The sequence below is a fragment of the Shewanella violacea DSS12 genome, assembly GCF_000091325.1.
Taxonomy (GTDB): domain Bacteria; phylum Pseudomonadota; class Gammaproteobacteria; order Enterobacterales; family Shewanellaceae; genus Shewanella; species Shewanella violacea.
In genome coordinates this window covers 1,080,179-1,097,147 of record NC_014012.1, presented here as the reverse complement: position 1 = coordinate 1,097,147, position 16,969 = coordinate 1,080,179, and the positions used below count along the sequence as shown (strand labels likewise).

Below are 16,969 nucleotides of genomic sequence, written 5' to 3'. Positions count from 1 at the left end.
ATCAAGTACATTTTGAAGTAGAACGGACATAGCACATTTGCTAGAATACCCGCTAATTTTTATGGCAACAATCCTGACATAGGGGCTTGCTGCCACACTCTGTCTGCTACAACGGTTTCGTCACCGTTCATTTTCATACAGAGTATCCAAGTATTACTATTTAAAGGCAGGCTATGACCGTTCTTCTAATGACCCCACCTATGACCCAGCTGAATACGCCCTATCCGGCAACAGCGTATTTAACTGGTTTCTTACGCTCTAGAGGCTATGAGGCGGTTCAGCGAGATCCTGCTATTGAGCTTTTCCTCGAAATGATGACAGCGCCTGCACTGGAGATTATTCGTCAGCATGTGGAAGAAAACTTCGAGCACTTTGAAGACGATGAGCTGCCTGAGGTGATCTTTAGTTTCCTGGCTGACTTTGACCGTTATCATCAGACAGTTGAGCTTGCGATTCGCTTTTTGCAGGGCAAAGATCCCAGCCTTGCACTGCGTATTAACTCCCGTCGTTTTTTACCAGAAGGCCCAGCGTTTGACACTATTGCTCAAATGGAAGCCGTATCTGGCGATGTGATGCAAGCGGCCTTTGGCAATCTAGGCGTACAAGATAAAGCCAAATATCTAGCAACTCTGTTTATTAATGACCTGTCTCAGGTCATTACTCAGGGGGTTGATCCCTATTTTGAAGTGAGCCGTTATGGTGAGAAATTAGCAGCGGCCAACCCAAGCTTTGACAACCTCTACGATACCTTGATGGGTGAACCTAGTTTCAGCTCGGAAATTTTAGAACAATTGGTCGAGCAGTATTTGGAAGAAACTCAACCTAGCGTAGTCGCCTTAACCGTGCCTTTTCCCGGTAATATGCTGGGAGCCTTACGTATAGCGCAAACCTGTAAAGCCATCAATCCTGATATACCCATAGTGATGGGCGGTGGTTTTATCAATACCGAGCTGCGTGCGTTGAAGGACACGCGAGTTTTTGAGTTTGTCGATTTTATCTGTCTGGACGACGGCGAACGTCCTTTTATAACCTTGCTGGAATACTTTGCAGGACAACTTGAGATAGAGTCTCTGGTGCGAACCTATTTCCTCGCAGAGGATGAAAATGGCCAAGCATACGTACACTTCAATGAAAATGCTCAGCTCCATGATATTCCACAAAGCGAAGTCGGTGCACCAATATACGATGGCCTGCCATTGAGTGAATACCTGTCTTTGTGTGAAATGCTCAATCCCATGCACCGTATTTGGAGCGATGGACGCTGGAATAAACTGACCATAGCTCATGGCTGTTACTGGCGTAAATGCAGCTTTTGCGATGTCAGTCTGGACTATATCGACCGCTACGATACCGCTGGAGCCGATATTCTGGTGGATAGAATCGAGGAACTCATCGAAGAAACCGGACAGACAGGTTTCCATTTCGTCGATGAAGCCCTACCGCCAAAGACGTTATTTGCCCTAGCAAAACGGTTAATTGAGCGCAAGGTCGTGATCAGCTGGTGGGGCAATATCCGTTTTGAGAGAACGTTTAGCGAAGCGCGTTGCCAGTTGCTAGCGGATTCTGGTTGTATCGCTGTTAGCGGCGGTCTTGAAGTGGCGTCGGATCGTCTATTGAAACTGATGAAAAAAGGCGTGAGTGTTGAGCGGGTCGGCAACGTAACTAAGGCCTTCAGTAATGCAGGTATCTTGGTTCATGCCTATTTGATGTACGGTTTCCCCACACAAACCGAGCAAGAAACCATAGATTCGCTGGAGATGGTGCGTCAGATGATGGAGCAAGGTTGTTTCCAGTCCGCTTACTGGCACCGTTTTGTGGCCACGATTCACAGTCCTATTGGTATGAACCCTGAGAAGTTTGGCATCACGCTTGCTGAGCGCCCTGAGATCTTATTCGCAGAAAACGATGTGGACTTCACTGACCCAACTGGCGTGGATCATGAAATGCTTGGGGAAGGGCTGCGTAAGGCTATCTACAATTATATGCACGGTATTGGCTTTGATCAGCCGATGAGCTTCTGGTTTGATCAGCCTGTTACACGTACTAAAATGAAAAAAGACCTGATATCAAAAGCGGTTAACAATCTAATCGCCTGCAGTGAAGAATAATCAGCAGCTAAGAGTCCTGAATTGACGAAATGAAACAAAGGGGTTCTAGCCTGGCGAAGCCCCGCAAAAGATAAACAGAAACAATGAGATAGGACGTGGATCTTAAGCTATAAAGCTAAAATCGAAGAGAAGAATAACCCTGTGTAGATGCGGCTGCGAGCTTCGATTTCAGGGTGAGGTTTCATGAAATGAAACTCTTCGAACGAGAGACTGGATGTCGAACTGGCCGTTAAACATGGACCTTGTTTGATTTGGCAGAGCCCACATGGAAGACTCTCATGAAATCAAGAGCCGGCGTCTCGTAGAACCCTTTCAAAGTAAAGAGTGCCCATAAGGTCGTTGATTCACATCCATGTGATCACGACATTTGTGCATCCATGCACGGCACCCGCTGCAAGCGATAGATAACCATGAAGGTATGACTTTCAAACACACTCCCCAATACCCACCCAGCCAGAAACTAAATCAGAAAATGTAATCAGCCTTCATTCGAAGGCTAGCTTACTTTGGGGCATTTCCGTGTTACCGACTCAACCAATGAAACCTAAATCGAAGAAGTAAATAACTGAGTGTAGATACGGCTGCGAGCTTCGATTTCAGGGTGAGGTTTCATGAAATGAAACTCTTCGAACGAGAGACTGGATGTCGAACTGGCCGTTAAACATGGACGTTGTTTGATTTGGCAGAGCTCACATGGATGTGCTTGCAGCGACTTGCAGAAGTATCTGCACATCCCCCGCTGGGAAGCGTTAGATGAAATTGAAGCAACAAGCTTCAAACCCACGACCCAATATCAAAGAAATCCAGAGCCAGCGACTCGCAGAACCTTTTCAAAGTAAAGAGTGCACATGCTTCACCGGGCAGGCGCTAGATAAAATGAAGATACAAACTTAAGACACGCTAGCCAACACAAATGTAGCTAAAAAGGAATTACCAGAATCTTATTCTCAAGATTCCAGAATCACTGTTGCAGTAGCATAGTGCTTCTCATCGGCAATAGATATATGCCCTCTCACACCACCAAGCAGTGCCAGTCTTTCTGCCGCGCCGCCGCTGAAACTCACCAGTGGAGCGCCATTGGCGTCATTGCTTATCTCGATATGCTGAAATGAGACGCCCCGGCCTATGCCTGTGCCTAAAGCTTTGGCAGCTGCTTCCTTGGCGGCGAAGCGTTTGGCCAGATAACGTCCGGGTTTTGATGAGGCGATAAAAATCGCCATTTCAGTTCCGGTAAGCACGCGTTTGGCTAAACGGCACTGAGCCAAGCCGTCAAGGTCACCAGCAGCTGGTACTTTTTGCTCGATACGTTCAATCTCGGCGATATCTGTGCCTAGACCAACAATCATATATATCCTTAGCGCTGAGAAGCTGTAAGTTCCAAGCTCAATACAGAGCTAAGAAAGTCTTAAGTTAAAGCTAAGAAAGGGACGGGCAGCAAGCCAACTCGCAGCCCGTAACTTATCGCTTATAACTCATTTTCCCCAGGGCTTATTCGCCTCTGCGACCTTGGTTCATCAGTTGCTTCATGTCTCTTACCGCTTTATCTAAGCCATCGATGACGGCGCGGGCTATGATGGCGTGACCTATGTTTAGCTCATACAGCTCAGGGATAGCGGCGATTGGCTTAACGTTGTGATAGTGAAGTCCATGGCCTGCATTGACGATCAAGCCTTTAGAGTGGGCGTAGGTTGCCATCTCCTTGATGCGTGCAAGCTCCTTGGCCTCTTCTACTTCGTTTTCGGCATCGGCGTAACAGCCGGTGTGGATCTCAATCAGAGGGGCCTTCACGGCAACTGCAGCGTCGATCTGAGCTTTATCGGCATCGATAAATAGCGAGACTTTAACACCCACATCATCGAGACGTTGTATTGCAGCGGCAATCTTACCCATTTGGCCCGCAACATCGAGTCCGCCTTCGGTGGTGAGCTCTTCACGTTTCTCAGGAACTAAACACACGTAAGTCGGTTTGACTTCACAGGCTATGTCTAGCATCTCATCGGTAACCGCCATCTCAAAATTCATCCGAGTCTTGAGGGTTTTTGCCAACAGATAGATGTCTCTGTCTATGATATGACGTCTGTCTTCTCGCAGGTGCACGGTAATGCCTTCTGCGCCTGCATGCTCTGCTACTGCTGCGGCATGAACGGGATCGGGATATGAGGTCCCACGGGCCTGACGTAGAGTTGCAATGTGATCGATATTAACGCCAAGTAAGATGCGGCTCATTGAGTATCCTCAGAAAATAGGGTGAGTTTGCGGCGGCTTACGCGTCGTCAAACAGATTGCAGTATTGTACTCAGGTTACATGGAAAGGTGAAATGACAAAACACTTGCGGCAGTAGATAGCATGAAGAAATATCATCTTAGGATTAAAATCAGCTAGGATTTAGTTTTCACGACTTGAAATTTGATAGTTTAAGTTTGAATAGCTTAGATTTGAATGCTTAGCTTTGAATGGCTTAGATATGGATAGTCTAGATATTAATAGTGTAGAGGCTAAATTTCATCACCTGAATTTAATATGTCTGCTTCAGTGGCCCTAGCTACTTAGGTAAAGGAGATGCGGTTTTATATCTAAATAGTGCCCTAGATTTAAGCGGTTTATCCCCCAAACAAGGTGCTAACATCAAACGCATCAGGTATTTGGCTTGTTTTAGATGCCTAGCTTCTAATCTATGCTCATCCAATGCCAATAACATCTCGCCACTGTAATGAGATGTCTTGGGACCCAGGGCATTGACAAAGCCTTCGTCGGGCAGTAAACGATAATAGTAATCTGCCTCTATGGGATCTTGGCCAAGGTCGGTTCTGAGCGTCGGCATAAGTCCTAGCTCTTTAAGCAGGCTTAATTCAAAATAGCGTAACTGACTCTCACAGAAACCCGCAGCCATGGCCATCAAGGTCTTGTGGTAGGTAAAAAACAGCGATTCGGCGCCATGATCCACGGCGATGCAGCGAACCAATAGTTCATTGAGATAGAAGCCGGAAAAACTAATCTCACCCGAGAGCGGAATAGCTGGACTCCCCGCCTCTACACTGTTCATATTTCTCAGGGATGTGCGGCCGGACAGCTGAAAGATCAGCGGTTGGAAAGGTTGCAATATGCTTTTAATGGAGGTCTTACCGCTGCCGAGGCGAGCGACACAATCTACTCGTCCATGACCATCGACCAGCATATTGACTAGCACACTGGAGTCTTTGAAGGGACGCGTATGGAGTACGTAGCCGCGCTCCATTAATTCAGATCCAAAATCAGGCAGATCATACAATCAAGGGGGTTAACTGTGATCATCACTAGCACTCCAACATAAACGACACTCGTTTAACTGTGATAATCATTCAGAGATCGACTCATACTCGTTCGAGTATTAGCAGACTGCATAAACGGCAAAGCTGACACATTAGCCAGCTTCACCGAGTGCACACTAAGCTAATTGATTAATCTTCGCCATAGCCTAAGCTACGAAGTGCACGTTCATCATCGGCCCAACCAGACTTGACCTTGACCCACATCTCGAGAAAAACCTTGTTATCGAACATGACTTCCATATCCACACGAGCGGCAGAGCTGATCTTCTTGATGCGATCACCCTTGTTGCCGATGACCATGCGCTTCTGAGTTTCACGCTCAACTAGCACTAGGGCATTAATCTGATAGACACCATTTTCCATCATCTTAAACTGCTCGATTTCGACGGTACAATCGTATGGCAGCTCATCCCCTAAGAAACGCATCAGTTTCTCACGGACAATTTCTGACGCCATAAACTTCTGTGATCTGTCGGTGACATAGTCTTCTGGGAAGAAATGCGGCGATTCAGGCAGAGACTCGATAGACATGTCTAAGATGCGCTGCACGTTAGTGCCCTTTGTCGCCGAGATAGGTAAGATCTCATCGAAAGGAAACTTCTTCGATAACGCTTCAAGATAAGGGAATAACTCCTCTTTATTCTTGATGTTATCGACCTTGTTTACCGCAAGAACTGTTTTACGACCATCATCACGGCTCTGTAATTTACGTAAAACTAGGTCATCATCTTCGGTCCAGGTCATGCCATCGACGACGAAGACAACCAAACTGACTTCGGCTAATGAGCTCGCTGCTGCGCGGTTCATCAAACGGTTGATGGCGCGTTTCTCTTCCATATGCAGACCAGGCGTGTCGATAAAGACGACTTGACGCTCGGCTACAGTGTGGATCCCCATAATGCGATGACGGGTAGTTTGCGGCTTCTTCGAGGTAATACTGATCTTCTGACCCAGTAGCTTATTCAGCAGGGTCGATTTACCCACATTCGGGCGGCCAACAATGGCGACCATGCCACAATAGGTGACATCGTATTTTGCTCCTGATGAAGGGTTATTCATCTGGGCTAACAGGTCGTCTAAGCTAGGCTCGTTACTTGAGGCTGCTTCATTGGCTGCTGGCGCTTTTTTCTTACTCATTTTTTGATTAACTCCAAAACCTGTGCAGCGGCAATCTGCTCAGCTTTTCTTCGTGAACTTGCAACCCCAACAAGGGGTTTCTTCAACTCTTCGACGCTACACTCGACCGTGAAGGTCTGTGCATGTGCCTCACCTTTAATATCTGTCACTTTGTAAACTGGCAGAGGCTTCTTAAAACCTTGCAACAACTCTTGTAGCAAGGTCTTGGGATCTTTCTGATTAATAGGCTCTATGATTGCCAAGCGTGACTCATACCAGCTCAGAACTCGAGCTCGACAGGTCTCCAAATCGGCATCGAGATAGATAGCACCTATGATGGCCTCTACCCCATCGGCAATGATCGACTCACGCCTGAACCCACCACTTTTAAGTTCACCTGGGCCTAACTTAAGATAGTCTCCAAGTTTAAACTCAAACCCAATTTCCGCCAGCATCTTGCCGCAAACAAGTGTAGCTCGCATGCGGCTAAGGTCGCCTTCAGTCACCTTGGGAAATTGGTGATATAGCGCATCAGATATAATAATAGACAAGATCGAATCACCTAGAAACTCTAGACGTTCATTATGCTTGCTAGAGGCACTTCTATGAGTCAGTGCCTGATCTAAATGCGCTTGTTGGGTAAATTGATAGCCTAAAGTCCTGCATAGACGCGGGATATTTTTAATCGGTTCCATCTAAGTAATTCCACCTACGCGATTGAAACGGACACCCGTTGGGATCCAGCTTGGTAAGAAGTCAGCCTTAGATCTGTCAAACTCGAAGCTTATCCAGATGGCCACGGCCTTACCCACTAAATTCTCTTCTGGGACGAAGCCCCAGAAACGGCTGTCGGTACTGTTATCTCGGTTATCACCCATCATAAAGTAATGGCCTTGGGGCACGATAAACTCACCCACTGGCAGATTGCCTTCACGAAAGTAGTAAGAGGTAGGATCTGGACGTCTCGGATTGATCAAGATGTCATGGGTCACTTCACCTAGCTTTTCGGTATAACGAGTCAGTGGTACACCATCTTGTGAAAACTCGCCTTGATTAACACCGGCGTGAGTCACTTGCTTTAGTTCAGGACAAGGTGTTTCACCTTCTGCACAAGCTGGCTGAATGTACAGCTGCTTATTGCGATAGACGATTCTGTCTCCAGGCAAACCCACGACACGCTTAATATAGTCGATACGAGGATTTTCCGGATACTTGAATACGGTAATATCACCGCGCTCAGGTTTACCTGTTTCAACTAACTGACTGCGCCAAACTGGGTCTTTCAAACCATAGCTAAACTTTTCTACCAAGATAAAATCACCAACCAGTAAGGTTGGCATCATGGAACCCGATGGGATCTGAAAAGGCTCATAGATAAATGAGCGCAAAATAAGTACGAATGCGATCACCGGAAAGATAGAACGGGACGTTTCGACAAACGCCGACTCGCGGGTGATTTTTTCGGCAATTTCTTCACTAATATCCGCGTTGACTGCTTGGGCTAAAGCGAGTTTCTCTCGACGCTTAGGCGCGAGTAACAGAGCGTCAGCCATCCAAACCAGGCCACTACTCAAGGTTACCAGTACCAAAATGAGGGAAAAATAAGCTGCCATACTTTATGAACTCCTGCTTGCATACAAAAATACTATTTATCACTGTGAGTTTAGTTGACTCATATCAGTGATGGATAGGTCAGTTATACGTGAGTAACGAAAGCGCCGCAAACTGCGGCGCTAGATATTGCTCACTATTAACAATTCTTAACGATTTAGTCGTTGAGCTTGAGCACTGCGAGGAAGGCTTCCTGTGGCACTTCCACATTGCCTACTTGCTTCATGCGCTTCTTACCCTCTTTCTGCTTCTGCAGTAACTTCTTCTTACGGGACACATCGCCGCCATAACACTTAGCAGTCACATCTTTACGCATTGCCTTGATCGAAGATCGAGCGATGACTTGAGTACCCACTGCAGCCTGAATAGCGATGTCAAACATCTGTCTTGGAATAAGCTCTTTCATCTTATTCACCAGCGCCAGACCTTTTTGACGAATGAGACCCTTATGGATAATCATTGCCAAGGCATCGACTCTGTCACCATTGATGAGGATGTCGAGACGTACCATCTCGGCGGGCTCGAAGCGAGAGAAGTTATATTCAAGAGACGCATAGCCACGACTGGTAGATTTAAGACGATCGAAGAAGTCCATCACCACTTCAGCCATCGGCATGTCATAGGTGATAGCAACCTGATTGCCGTGATAGACCATATTAGTCTGCATGCCACGCTTCTCGACACACAAGGTGATCACGTTACCCAGGTACTCTTTCGGTACCAGAATATTGGTCTCAACTATGGGCTCTCGCATCTCGGTAATATTATTGATTGCCGGCAGATCCGATGGGTTATCCACATAGATGGTCTCACCATCTGTCTTGATGATTTCATACACTACGGTGGGTGCCGTGGTGATCAGATCTAAATTATATTCACGCTCCAGACGCTCCTGGATGATCTCCATGTGTAGCAAGCCTAAGAAGCCGATACGGAAACCGAAACCCAGTGCAGATGAGGTCTCTGGCTCGAAGAACAAGGAAGCATCGTTGAGGCTAAGCTTATTTAGCGCATCACGGAAACTCTCATAATCGTCGGTAGATATAGGGAATACACCGGCATAAACCTGAGGTTTAACCTTTTTGAAACCACTTAATGGTTCAGTCGCGCCATTTTTAGCATGGGTTAAGGTATCACCTACGGGCGCGCCGTGGATCTCCTTGATACCAGCAATAACATAGCCAACTTCACCGGTTCTCAGCTCTGCTGTGTCTGTCTGCTTAGGAGTAAAGATACCCAGTTTATCGACAGTGTGATTCACACCAGTAGACATGACCTTAAACTTGTCACCCTTTCTGAGCACACCATGCTTGATACGAACTAGGGAGACAACACCCAGATAGCTATCGAACCAGGAATCTATGATCAAGGCCTGCAATGGCCCCTCTTCATTTCCCTCTGGTGGTGGGACTTGTGCCACGATGACTTCGAGTACGTCCTCGATGCCTATACCAGTCTTTGCTGAACAGCGAACCGCATCGGTAGCTTCAATGCCGACTATGTCTTCAATTTCTTCGGCAACACGATCTGGATCGGCTTGAGGCAGATCTATCTTGTTCAGAACTGGAACTACTTCCATCTCCATCTCAAGCGCCGTGTAACAGTTAGCCAGAGTCTGAGCCTCTACGCCTTGTCCGGCATCTACGACCAGTAAAGCACCTTCACAGGCTGCAAGAGAGCGGGATACTTCATAGGAAAAATCCACGTGACCCGGCGTATCGATGAAGTTTAACTGATAGGTTTCACCGTCTTTGGCCGTATAATTTAACGTAACACTCTGAGCCTTGATGGTAATACCGCGCTCGCGCTCGATATCCATCGAGTCCAATACTTGGGACGCCATCTCACGATCGGTAAGACCACCGCAAAATTGAATTAAACGGTCTGAAAGTGTTGATTTGCCATGATCAATATGGGCAATAATTGAAAAATTTCTAATGTGCTTCATGATGCGAATGACTGACTCAAAGTTGGAATTATCTAAAAGTGCGGAATTGTACCCGATCGGCTCTCCAATACCAATCTAAACCGCTCTTCATCGTCATCAAGACAGCGAGAAGCGGGGAGAGTAAAGCGAATACCCATAAGAAAATATTAAAGCGTATGACCTAAATGAGAAAGGATTACAGGTTGACTGGTATGTTCCATCTTCTTGGCGGCTTTTCTGGCATATAGCCAAGCGAGGAAGGCACCTATGAGTGCAACAGGGATCACATGACGATCGCTGACTTCAACCTGAAATTGAGATAGGACAAGCGTCGCAACGCCAGCCCCCAGAAAGAGTCCAAGCAAGGGAAGTAGATAGATAAGGGCTGCCGCCTTAAGAATTACACTTTCTGGCAAACCTAGCCGGAGAAGTTGCCCTGGCTCATATTGATTTTCAGATGGAATAGAGAAAGTTTGCACCTTAGGGGAAAAGGCTGATGCCACGGCTGAGGTGCCACAAGATTCACTATTATCACAATGGCTACAGGCACTTTTGACTTGAACCTCAACGGTTACCCAGCCTTTATCGTCACATTGTATGACTTTCGCCATCTCTTCCATCATGGAAGAACCCTCCTATCACTATCAATATAAAACGAGTGGCAATTTATCCCGTCTCTATTGGAGACTTATGCCCTTAGCAACACGGATTAAGGTTTCTTTAGGTACCTTACCAACGGCCACGACTTCATAGTCACCGACAACTTCTGTGGCTAATGATAGACCATTGCGGGTCACTAGCTCTTCGGGCATCTGAGTATCCCCAAGGCGAGCAATATAAACAGAGATATTAGCCATGCCATCGCTGAGGGCGACATACTCTACCGCTTCGTGGCTGCCCATGAGTCTATGATTGTCTTTCACCAAAACTTTAAAGCCTTCAGGTAACCAGTTAAATTTCCAGTTATCATCGGCATCACGTTTAGACTGGGCGGCTACCGCTGGCCACTCCTGCTTATAAGCTTCAGTCAAAATGGCCGGTGGCTCGTTTAATACAAGTAGTTCCACCACTAATATCTGCTCGAGTAACTGCTTATCTTGAGTCAACATGTCATAGCGAAGGGGGAGATAAGACTCCATATCCAACCAGACTTGATAGCCATAACGAAAGTTATCGTTCGGAATGATACGCACCAACTGGCCCGGGCGCCCCGCTAAACGGGTTCGACCACCTAAGACGAATTGATAACCAGACTCCAGCTTAGAGATATCGCCGGCAAAAGCTGGGGGTAATACCCCAAGAATACGACTAGCCAGTACACTATAAGCGGGTTGATCATGCTCAATAAAAGTCACAGTGTTGCCGACTCTTACTGCGTTTTTAGGTGGGCCATTGAGATGTTCGAGAAAGGCGACTTCCTGATCTTCGACCTTGCCGTGAATATAGACTAAGGGCCGAATGTGGTCAGCTTGTAGCTGGATCAGAGACATCTTAAATTCTTTATCCTGCAAGGCATGGCTCATATTTTCAAGCCAAGCCTTAGGGGATAGATCTTCCTGTGCCATCACGGGAAGAGTAAAAACTAACAGGACCAAGAGGATAAGACGCAAGCTAACTCCTTAACGTATATAGCTTAGAAAACTATTGATCCGCAACATTCGAATCAAGTTTGCTATTGTCATCTATTTTAGCCCCATTATTCAATCTTTGTTGCAACATATGATCTTGAATATAAGCATTGATGCGTTGACGTTGCTCCATCACCTGAACATTAGTGAAGCTTTGACTCGCTTGTACCGGTCCTGTTTGTAGGCTCACAGGAGCCACACTGCCGACCAATGGACGCGTGTTAAGCACAGGTAACGGCGATGCATCTATGGCATTTAGCTGACTGTAGTTTTGTACCCCAACGACTGCCACTAAGGCGACACTAGCTGCGATGGCATATTGACCAAACTGCTTAAACATAGGGATCACATTAGATAATCCACCTAGGTTTTGTTCTGGCTTTTTGCTATCGACACGTCGCACCGATGCTATGATTGTTGGCTCTTTATCGATAGCATCTGCAATACTGGCACTGAGATCTAAGTTAATCGACTTAGGCAACTCACCACGTATCGCATCACCTATCATATGATAATCACGCCACTGTAGATGTGAACCCTCATCGGCTGCCAATTCAGCCAATGCCTGCTCGTCGCTTTCACCATCGACGGCAGCGGATACCCACTCCTGACCTAATTTATGCATTTATCACCTGTATTTAGTACTCACACGAGTACTTGTTTTAGTAAAAGGCTACTATTCTTCCAGCAAAGGCTGAAGTTTTTTATCGATCGCTTCCCGGGCTCTGAAGATACGAGATCTTACCGTGCCAACTGGACAATCCATAACGTTTGCTATCTCCTCGTAACTCATACCATCGAGTTCTCGTAATGAGATAGCCGTTTTTAACTCTTCTGGTAATGAGTCTAGTGCATCGAAAACAACTTTTTGAATATCATCGGCCATTAATAAACGTTCGGGAGAAGCAAACTCCTTTAACGCATCACTGCCATCATAATATTCGGCTTCCTCTACATCGACATCATTGGCAGGAGCACGTCGCCCCTGCGCAACCAGATGATTCTTAGCGGTGTTTACCGCAATTCGGTACAACCAGGTATAAAATGCACTCTCACCTCGAAAGTTTGGTAGTGCTCGATAGGCTTTAATAAAAGCTTCCTGAGCAACATCAGCAACGTCAGCCTGATTTCGCACATATCGTGCAATCAGATTCATGACCTTGTTCTGATACTTGAGTACCAAGAGATTAAATGCATTTTTATCCCCCTGCTGAACACGCTCAACTAGTTGTTGATCACTTATTTGTCCACTCATTCGAGCCGACTACTCCTAAATCTAAAATGCTGATTTCTCAGTCGCTCGAATCATATGCACATATGTAGACTAACGAATTTCGAAAAAGTTCTAAAAAAATCACATCGAAATGAATTTATTTTCTGTTAACGAACAATCTATCCAAAAAAGCTCGCTTGGTTTACCATAGCCAGACCCCACAGAACTTACCATGATACCTGATGAAACAAGTAGTTGAACACCAATCTGATGTTTTGGTTATCGGCAGCGGCGCTGCAGGTTTGACATTAGCACTGCATCTAGCTGAAAAACATGAAGTTATTTTGCTCTCAAAAGGGCCTCTGAGTGAAGGTTCTACCTATTATGCTCAGGGGGGTATCGCTTCTGTCTTCGATGCAGATGACACGATCGAGTCCCATGTTGCCGATACCTTGATCGCTGGGGCCGGACTTTGTGATGAGGCCGTGGTTAAATTTACCGCCGAAAATGCTAAGGGCATCATGGAGTGGTTAATCGAGTGCGGTGTGGCTTTCGATAAAGAAGAGACCAGTGACGGTGACACGGCTAATGCCCCCTATCATTTAACTCGTGAAGGCGGACATAGCCATAGGCGCATACTGCATGCTGCCGATGCCACGGGTAAAGAGGTTCAGGTCACGCTACAGGACAGAGCCAAGTCTCATCCCAACATCCGGGTTTTAGAGCGTTACAATGCCATAGATCTCATCACTTCCAATAAATTAAACTTATCCTGTAACCGAGTCCTAGGGGCTTATGTTTGGAATAGGGATAGTGAACAGGTTGAGACCATTAAGGCTAAATTTGTCGCCTTAGCAACTGGTGGTAGCTCTAAAGTCTATCAATATACTTCGAACCCAGATATTGCTTCCGGTGATGGTATTGCCATGGCCTGGCGCTCCGGTTGCAAAGTTGCCAACATGGAATTCAATCAATTCCACCCTACTTGTCTCTATCATGCCGATGCCAGAAACTTTCTTCTCACAGAAGCTTTACGCGGTGAAGGTGCCTATCTTAGACGCCCTGATGGCACACGCTTCATGCCAGAATTCGACGAACGTGCCGAGCTGGCACCAAGAGACATAGTCGCACGAGCCATAGATTTTGAGATGAAGAGGCTAGGTTCAGATTGTGTTTACTTAGACATCACTCATAAACCGGCAGAGTTTATCATTAAGCACTTTCCGACCATCCATAAGCGTTGCTTAGAATTTGGTATCGATATCACCACGGACCCAATCCCGGTGGTACCAGCAGCCCATTACACCTGTGGTGGTGTGATGACAGACCTGAACGGGCAGACAGATCTCAAAGGCTTATATGCCATCGGCGAAGTCGCCTACACAGGCCTACACGGTGCTAACCGTCTCGCCAGTAACTCCTTACTCGAGTGTCTCGTCTTCGCCAGGGCCGCCGGTGAAAATATTGGTGGGCAACTGCATAATATTCCTATGCCTGGAGTATTGCCTCCATGGGATGAGAGTAAGGTATCGAACTCAGATGAAGAAGTTGTCATCGCCCACAACTGGCATGAACTGCGCCTGTTCATGTGGGATTATGTAGGTATTGTTCGCTCAGATAAACGGCTTGAGAGGGCCCTTCGTCGCTGCGCCATGCTGCAACAAGAGATCCAAGAATATTACAGTAATTTCAGAGTGAGCAATAATCTACTGGAACTGAGAAATCTAGTGCAGGTGGCAGAGCTTATCATACGCTGCGCCATGGATAGAAAAGAGAGCATAGGTCTGCATTACAATATAGATCATCCAGAACCATCAGATAACCCCACTCCCACAATACTTAAACCTGATAGCTAATATATCTAATTAGCTAAAAGCAGACGACACAGGTGCCGATAACTTGTGTCTTCTAACATATCAGCCCAAATGATCACTAAACGCCTATGGCCGACCTCCATATCTTGGGTGCGGATATAGAAAAAAACCACTAATGGTGTGACGATTGGACCCGAGACTAACGTAAATTTAACCTTATCAGCTATAACTGGGGCAGCATCTTGCTCTCTATCTCTAAAAGCTATCAGACCTCCACCATCACGACTCAAGCTGAATCGGCAGTACCAATGCTTTAATTGCCAAAACTGATAACAGAAAAAAGCCAAAGTTAAGCCGGCTGTGCTGTAGTGAATGCTCAGGTAGATGAAGTTATCTAAAGAAGGCCAGGCGAGAAAGGAGCTTAAGCAAACACTCCCTAACACGACCAACGCGAGACGCTGGTCGAAGGATGAAGTCAGTCTAAAACTAAGGTGCGGGTCTGCCACGGACAAGTATGACCATCTCGGCCAATTCAGGATCTGGGCACTGTTCATGACCCATAAACCAAGCAAATAACTCTGGATCTTCCCCTTCGAGAAGTCTGACAAGAATGGCTTTGTTTTTTACCGATAACTGCTCGTAATAACGATCGACAAAAGGTTGGAAAATAACGTCCAATTCAAGCATACCCCGTCGGCATGCCCATCTCACTCTCGATATCTTCATTGGTTCAGACACGCATTTAACTCCTAAATCTTATTATGGAGCAAGTGTAACCTTAGTTGTGGCTTGAGTCGATGGTATCACCAGCAACTCGTCAGATATGAAGATTAATACCCATCTTCACCTTAGATAAGATAGCCTAAGTTAACCGTTTCAGCCTCAGGCTATGACAAGCTTTGAACCTGTAGATCTCGGCCTTCAAACAGATCAGTGAAATCTGTTTCTAACAGGCGTTTCACCGCAGGATGCTGGATCATGCGCTCGGCAAACATCACATGATAAACCTCTTTGATATCTGTGGTTTCACCTAACAGGTGCATATCATGGGACAAGATATCTTGTTTATAGATAGAGGGGGCCACGAAGATCCCCTGCTTGAAAAAACCAAAGGCCTTCATCATGGCCGCGTCATCAAACTCACCGAGTATATTGACATTGAGGCCATTTTCATCGAACCAATGATGCAGCTGCTGTCCAAGAGAGGTTCGTTTTCCGGGAATGAGTAGCTTACCTTGCTCTAAACACTCGGGAAACGGCTTGCTGTACTTCTCGGAGGAGAAGAAAGCCACCCCACACTCGCCTAATTTCTTAGATAAGATCTCAGGATATTTAAGGGACTCTCCGGCGCAATCAGATAGGATAATATCCAGTTTATGCTCCCTTAAGCGTGTCATCAGGCTTTCGTGTGTCGCCTCGAAGCAGGCAAGATGCATTGAGCCATCACTGGGGACAACGGAGAGTAACACTCTGCTTGCCAAGGCTTTAGACAGCGCATCCGCAATGCCAACCTCGAACAGAATATTCTCGTCCTTTTGATAGTTAAGGATATCTAACATCTCATAGCTGAGACTAAACATCTTATCCGCATAGCGAAATACCAGTTCTCCAAGCTCAGTAGGCTCCAAGGAGCGACCTACTCGTTTAAATAGGCTGCCCTTAAAACGCGTTTCAAGAACTCGAATCTGCCCCGTCACTGTTTGTGGTGTGAGGCATAAAGCCTCGGCAGCCTTAGCTACCGAGCCCTTTTTATGTACCATCCAAAAATAATAGAGGTGGTTATAGTTTAGATGTGACATATATTCTCTAACCCGCCCCCGATCTCTTTGATAATGGTAGACCCGAATATACTCACTTGAGTCTCTGACAATCCATCAAGCTTTGCATCACTGTCTTTAGCGACTCGACATTCTGAATCGTTCCAGCAGAGAAGGCTTCTGCTAGCCCCCTGACTAACATATGCCTATTCGGAATACGGTTCTCACAATAGGTGCGGTTAGCTTCTTGAAAACGTTTGCCACTTCGATACTTGAGTGCTCTGGACTCGAAGCTGTCAGTTTCAATACGCGCCCCTGCTGCATTGGGCTTATACATCATGGCGCCATCGACAACGCCTTCAAGATAATGCTGACATGCTACGCTTTCTATATCTTGGTTACAGGCCTGTAATTGTTCGGCCTGAACGGCCCCTGTGAAGCCAAGACTAAGTACTGATACTAGAAAGATGACTCTCATAATATTTT

The 16,969-nt window shown here is 46.3% G+C and carries 17 protein-coding genes; 2 read left to right on the top strand and 15 right to left on the bottom strand.

The genetic code is table 11. The features are described from left to right. The first annotated feature begins 173 nt into the window (after nucleotides 1-173). On the top strand, nucleotides 174-2,108 hold the full coding sequence (locus SVI_RS04440) for a B12-binding domain-containing radical SAM protein (protein WP_041419678.1): 1,935 nt from the start codon (nucleotides 174-176) through the stop codon (nucleotides 2,106-2,108). 947 nt (nucleotides 2,109-3,055) lie between these two features. On the opposite strand, the gene acpS is transcribed toward SVI_RS04440, so the two are convergent. From acpS to rpoE, 11 genes are all read right to left on the bottom strand, one after another. Beyond that, a complete protein-coding gene (gene acpS, locus SVI_RS04435) occupies nucleotides 3,056-3,454 on the bottom strand; it encodes a holo-ACP synthase (RefSeq protein ID WP_013050224.1) in 399 nt (132 codons plus the stop codon). A 142-nt stretch (nucleotides 3,455-3,596) separates the two neighbouring features. Then, nucleotides 3,597-4,334 (bottom strand): pyridoxine 5'-phosphate synthase, encoded by a 738-nt coding sequence (gene pdxJ, locus SVI_RS04430; RefSeq protein WP_013050223.1) that lies wholly within the window; start codon nucleotides 4,332-4,334, stop codon nucleotides 3,597-3,599. 317 nt (nucleotides 4,335-4,651) lie between these two features. After that, nucleotides 4,652-5,344 carry a DNA repair protein RecO gene (recO, locus tag SVI_RS04425; protein WP_013050222.1) on the bottom strand — a complete coding sequence of 231 codons (693 nt, stop codon included), beginning with the start codon at nucleotides 5,342-5,344 and terminating at the stop codon, nucleotides 4,652-4,654. Nucleotides 5,345-5,546: 202 nt separating this feature from the next. Further along, nucleotides 5,547-6,554 carry a GTPase Era gene (gene era, locus SVI_RS04420; protein ID WP_013050221.1) on the bottom strand — a complete coding sequence of 336 codons (1,008 nt, stop codon included), beginning with the start codon at nucleotides 6,552-6,554 and terminating at the stop codon, nucleotides 5,547-5,549. After that, entirely contained in the window at nucleotides 6,551-7,228 is a 678-nt protein-coding gene (gene rnc, locus SVI_RS04415) for a ribonuclease III (protein WP_013050220.1), read from the bottom strand. Before rnc ends, era begins: the two co-directional genes overlap by 4 nt. Next, nucleotides 7,229-8,146 (bottom strand): signal peptidase I, encoded by a 918-nt coding sequence (gene lepB, locus SVI_RS04410; protein WP_013050219.1) that lies wholly within the window; start codon nucleotides 8,144-8,146, stop codon nucleotides 7,229-7,231. A 155-nt stretch (nucleotides 8,147-8,301) separates the two neighbouring features. Continuing rightward, on the bottom strand, nucleotides 8,302-10,092 hold the full coding sequence (gene lepA / locus SVI_RS04405; protein ID WP_013050218.1) for a translation elongation factor 4: 1,791 nt from the start codon (nucleotides 10,090-10,092) through the stop codon (nucleotides 8,302-8,304). Between the two features lie 146 nt (nucleotides 10,093-10,238). Beyond that, nucleotides 10,239-10,694, bottom strand: a complete 456-nt coding sequence (locus SVI_RS04400; protein ID WP_013050217.1) for a SoxR reducing system RseC family protein — start codon at nucleotides 10,692-10,694, stop codon at nucleotides 10,239-10,241. A 54-nt stretch (nucleotides 10,695-10,748) separates the two neighbouring features. After that, on the bottom strand, nucleotides 10,749-11,681 hold the full coding sequence (locus SVI_RS04395) for a MucB/RseB C-terminal domain-containing protein (RefSeq protein ID WP_013050216.1): 933 nt from the start codon (nucleotides 11,679-11,681) through the stop codon (nucleotides 10,749-10,751). Between the two features lie 31 nt (nucleotides 11,682-11,712). Beyond that, nucleotides 11,713-12,324, bottom strand: coding sequence for a sigma-E factor negative regulatory protein (locus SVI_RS04390; protein WP_013050215.1), 612 nt, complete (start codon nucleotides 12,322-12,324; stop codon nucleotides 11,713-11,715). Between the two features lie 51 nt (nucleotides 12,325-12,375). Then, nucleotides 12,376-12,954 (bottom strand): RNA polymerase sigma factor RpoE, encoded by a 579-nt coding sequence (rpoE, locus tag SVI_RS04385; protein WP_013050214.1) that lies wholly within the window; start codon nucleotides 12,952-12,954, stop codon nucleotides 12,376-12,378. Between the two features lie 200 nt (nucleotides 12,955-13,154). On the opposite strand from rpoE, the gene nadB reads away from it, so the two are divergent. Continuing rightward, complete coding sequence (gene nadB / locus SVI_RS04380; RefSeq protein ID WP_013050213.1) at nucleotides 13,155-14,768, top strand: L-aspartate oxidase; 1,614 nt, start codon at nucleotides 13,155-13,157, stop codon at nucleotides 14,766-14,768. Nucleotides 14,769-14,773: 5 nt separating this feature from the next. Here nadB and SVI_RS04375 read toward each other — a convergent pair whose 3' ends face one another. The 4 genes from SVI_RS04375 to SVI_RS04360 form a co-directional block, all read right to left on the bottom strand. Then, entirely contained in the window at nucleotides 14,774-15,232 is a 459-nt protein-coding gene (locus tag SVI_RS04375; RefSeq protein ID WP_041419677.1) for a protein YgfX, read from the bottom strand. Further along, nucleotides 15,213-15,452 (bottom strand): FAD assembly factor SdhE, encoded by a 240-nt coding sequence (locus SVI_RS04370; RefSeq protein WP_041419676.1) that lies wholly within the window; start codon nucleotides 15,450-15,452, stop codon nucleotides 15,213-15,215. The genes SVI_RS04375 and SVI_RS04370 overlap by 20 nt, the downstream gene beginning before the upstream one ends. Nucleotides 15,453-15,613: 161 nt before the next feature. After that, entirely contained in the window at nucleotides 15,614-16,525 is a 912-nt protein-coding gene (gene nhaR, locus SVI_RS04365) for a transcriptional activator NhaR (RefSeq protein WP_013050210.1), read from the bottom strand. 52 nt (nucleotides 16,526-16,577) lie between these two features. Beyond that, nucleotides 16,578-16,961 carry a hypothetical protein gene (locus SVI_RS04360; protein WP_013050209.1) on the bottom strand — a complete coding sequence of 128 codons (384 nt, stop codon included), beginning with the start codon at nucleotides 16,959-16,961 and terminating at the stop codon, nucleotides 16,578-16,580. Nucleotides 16,962-16,969: the final 8 nt, after the last annotated feature.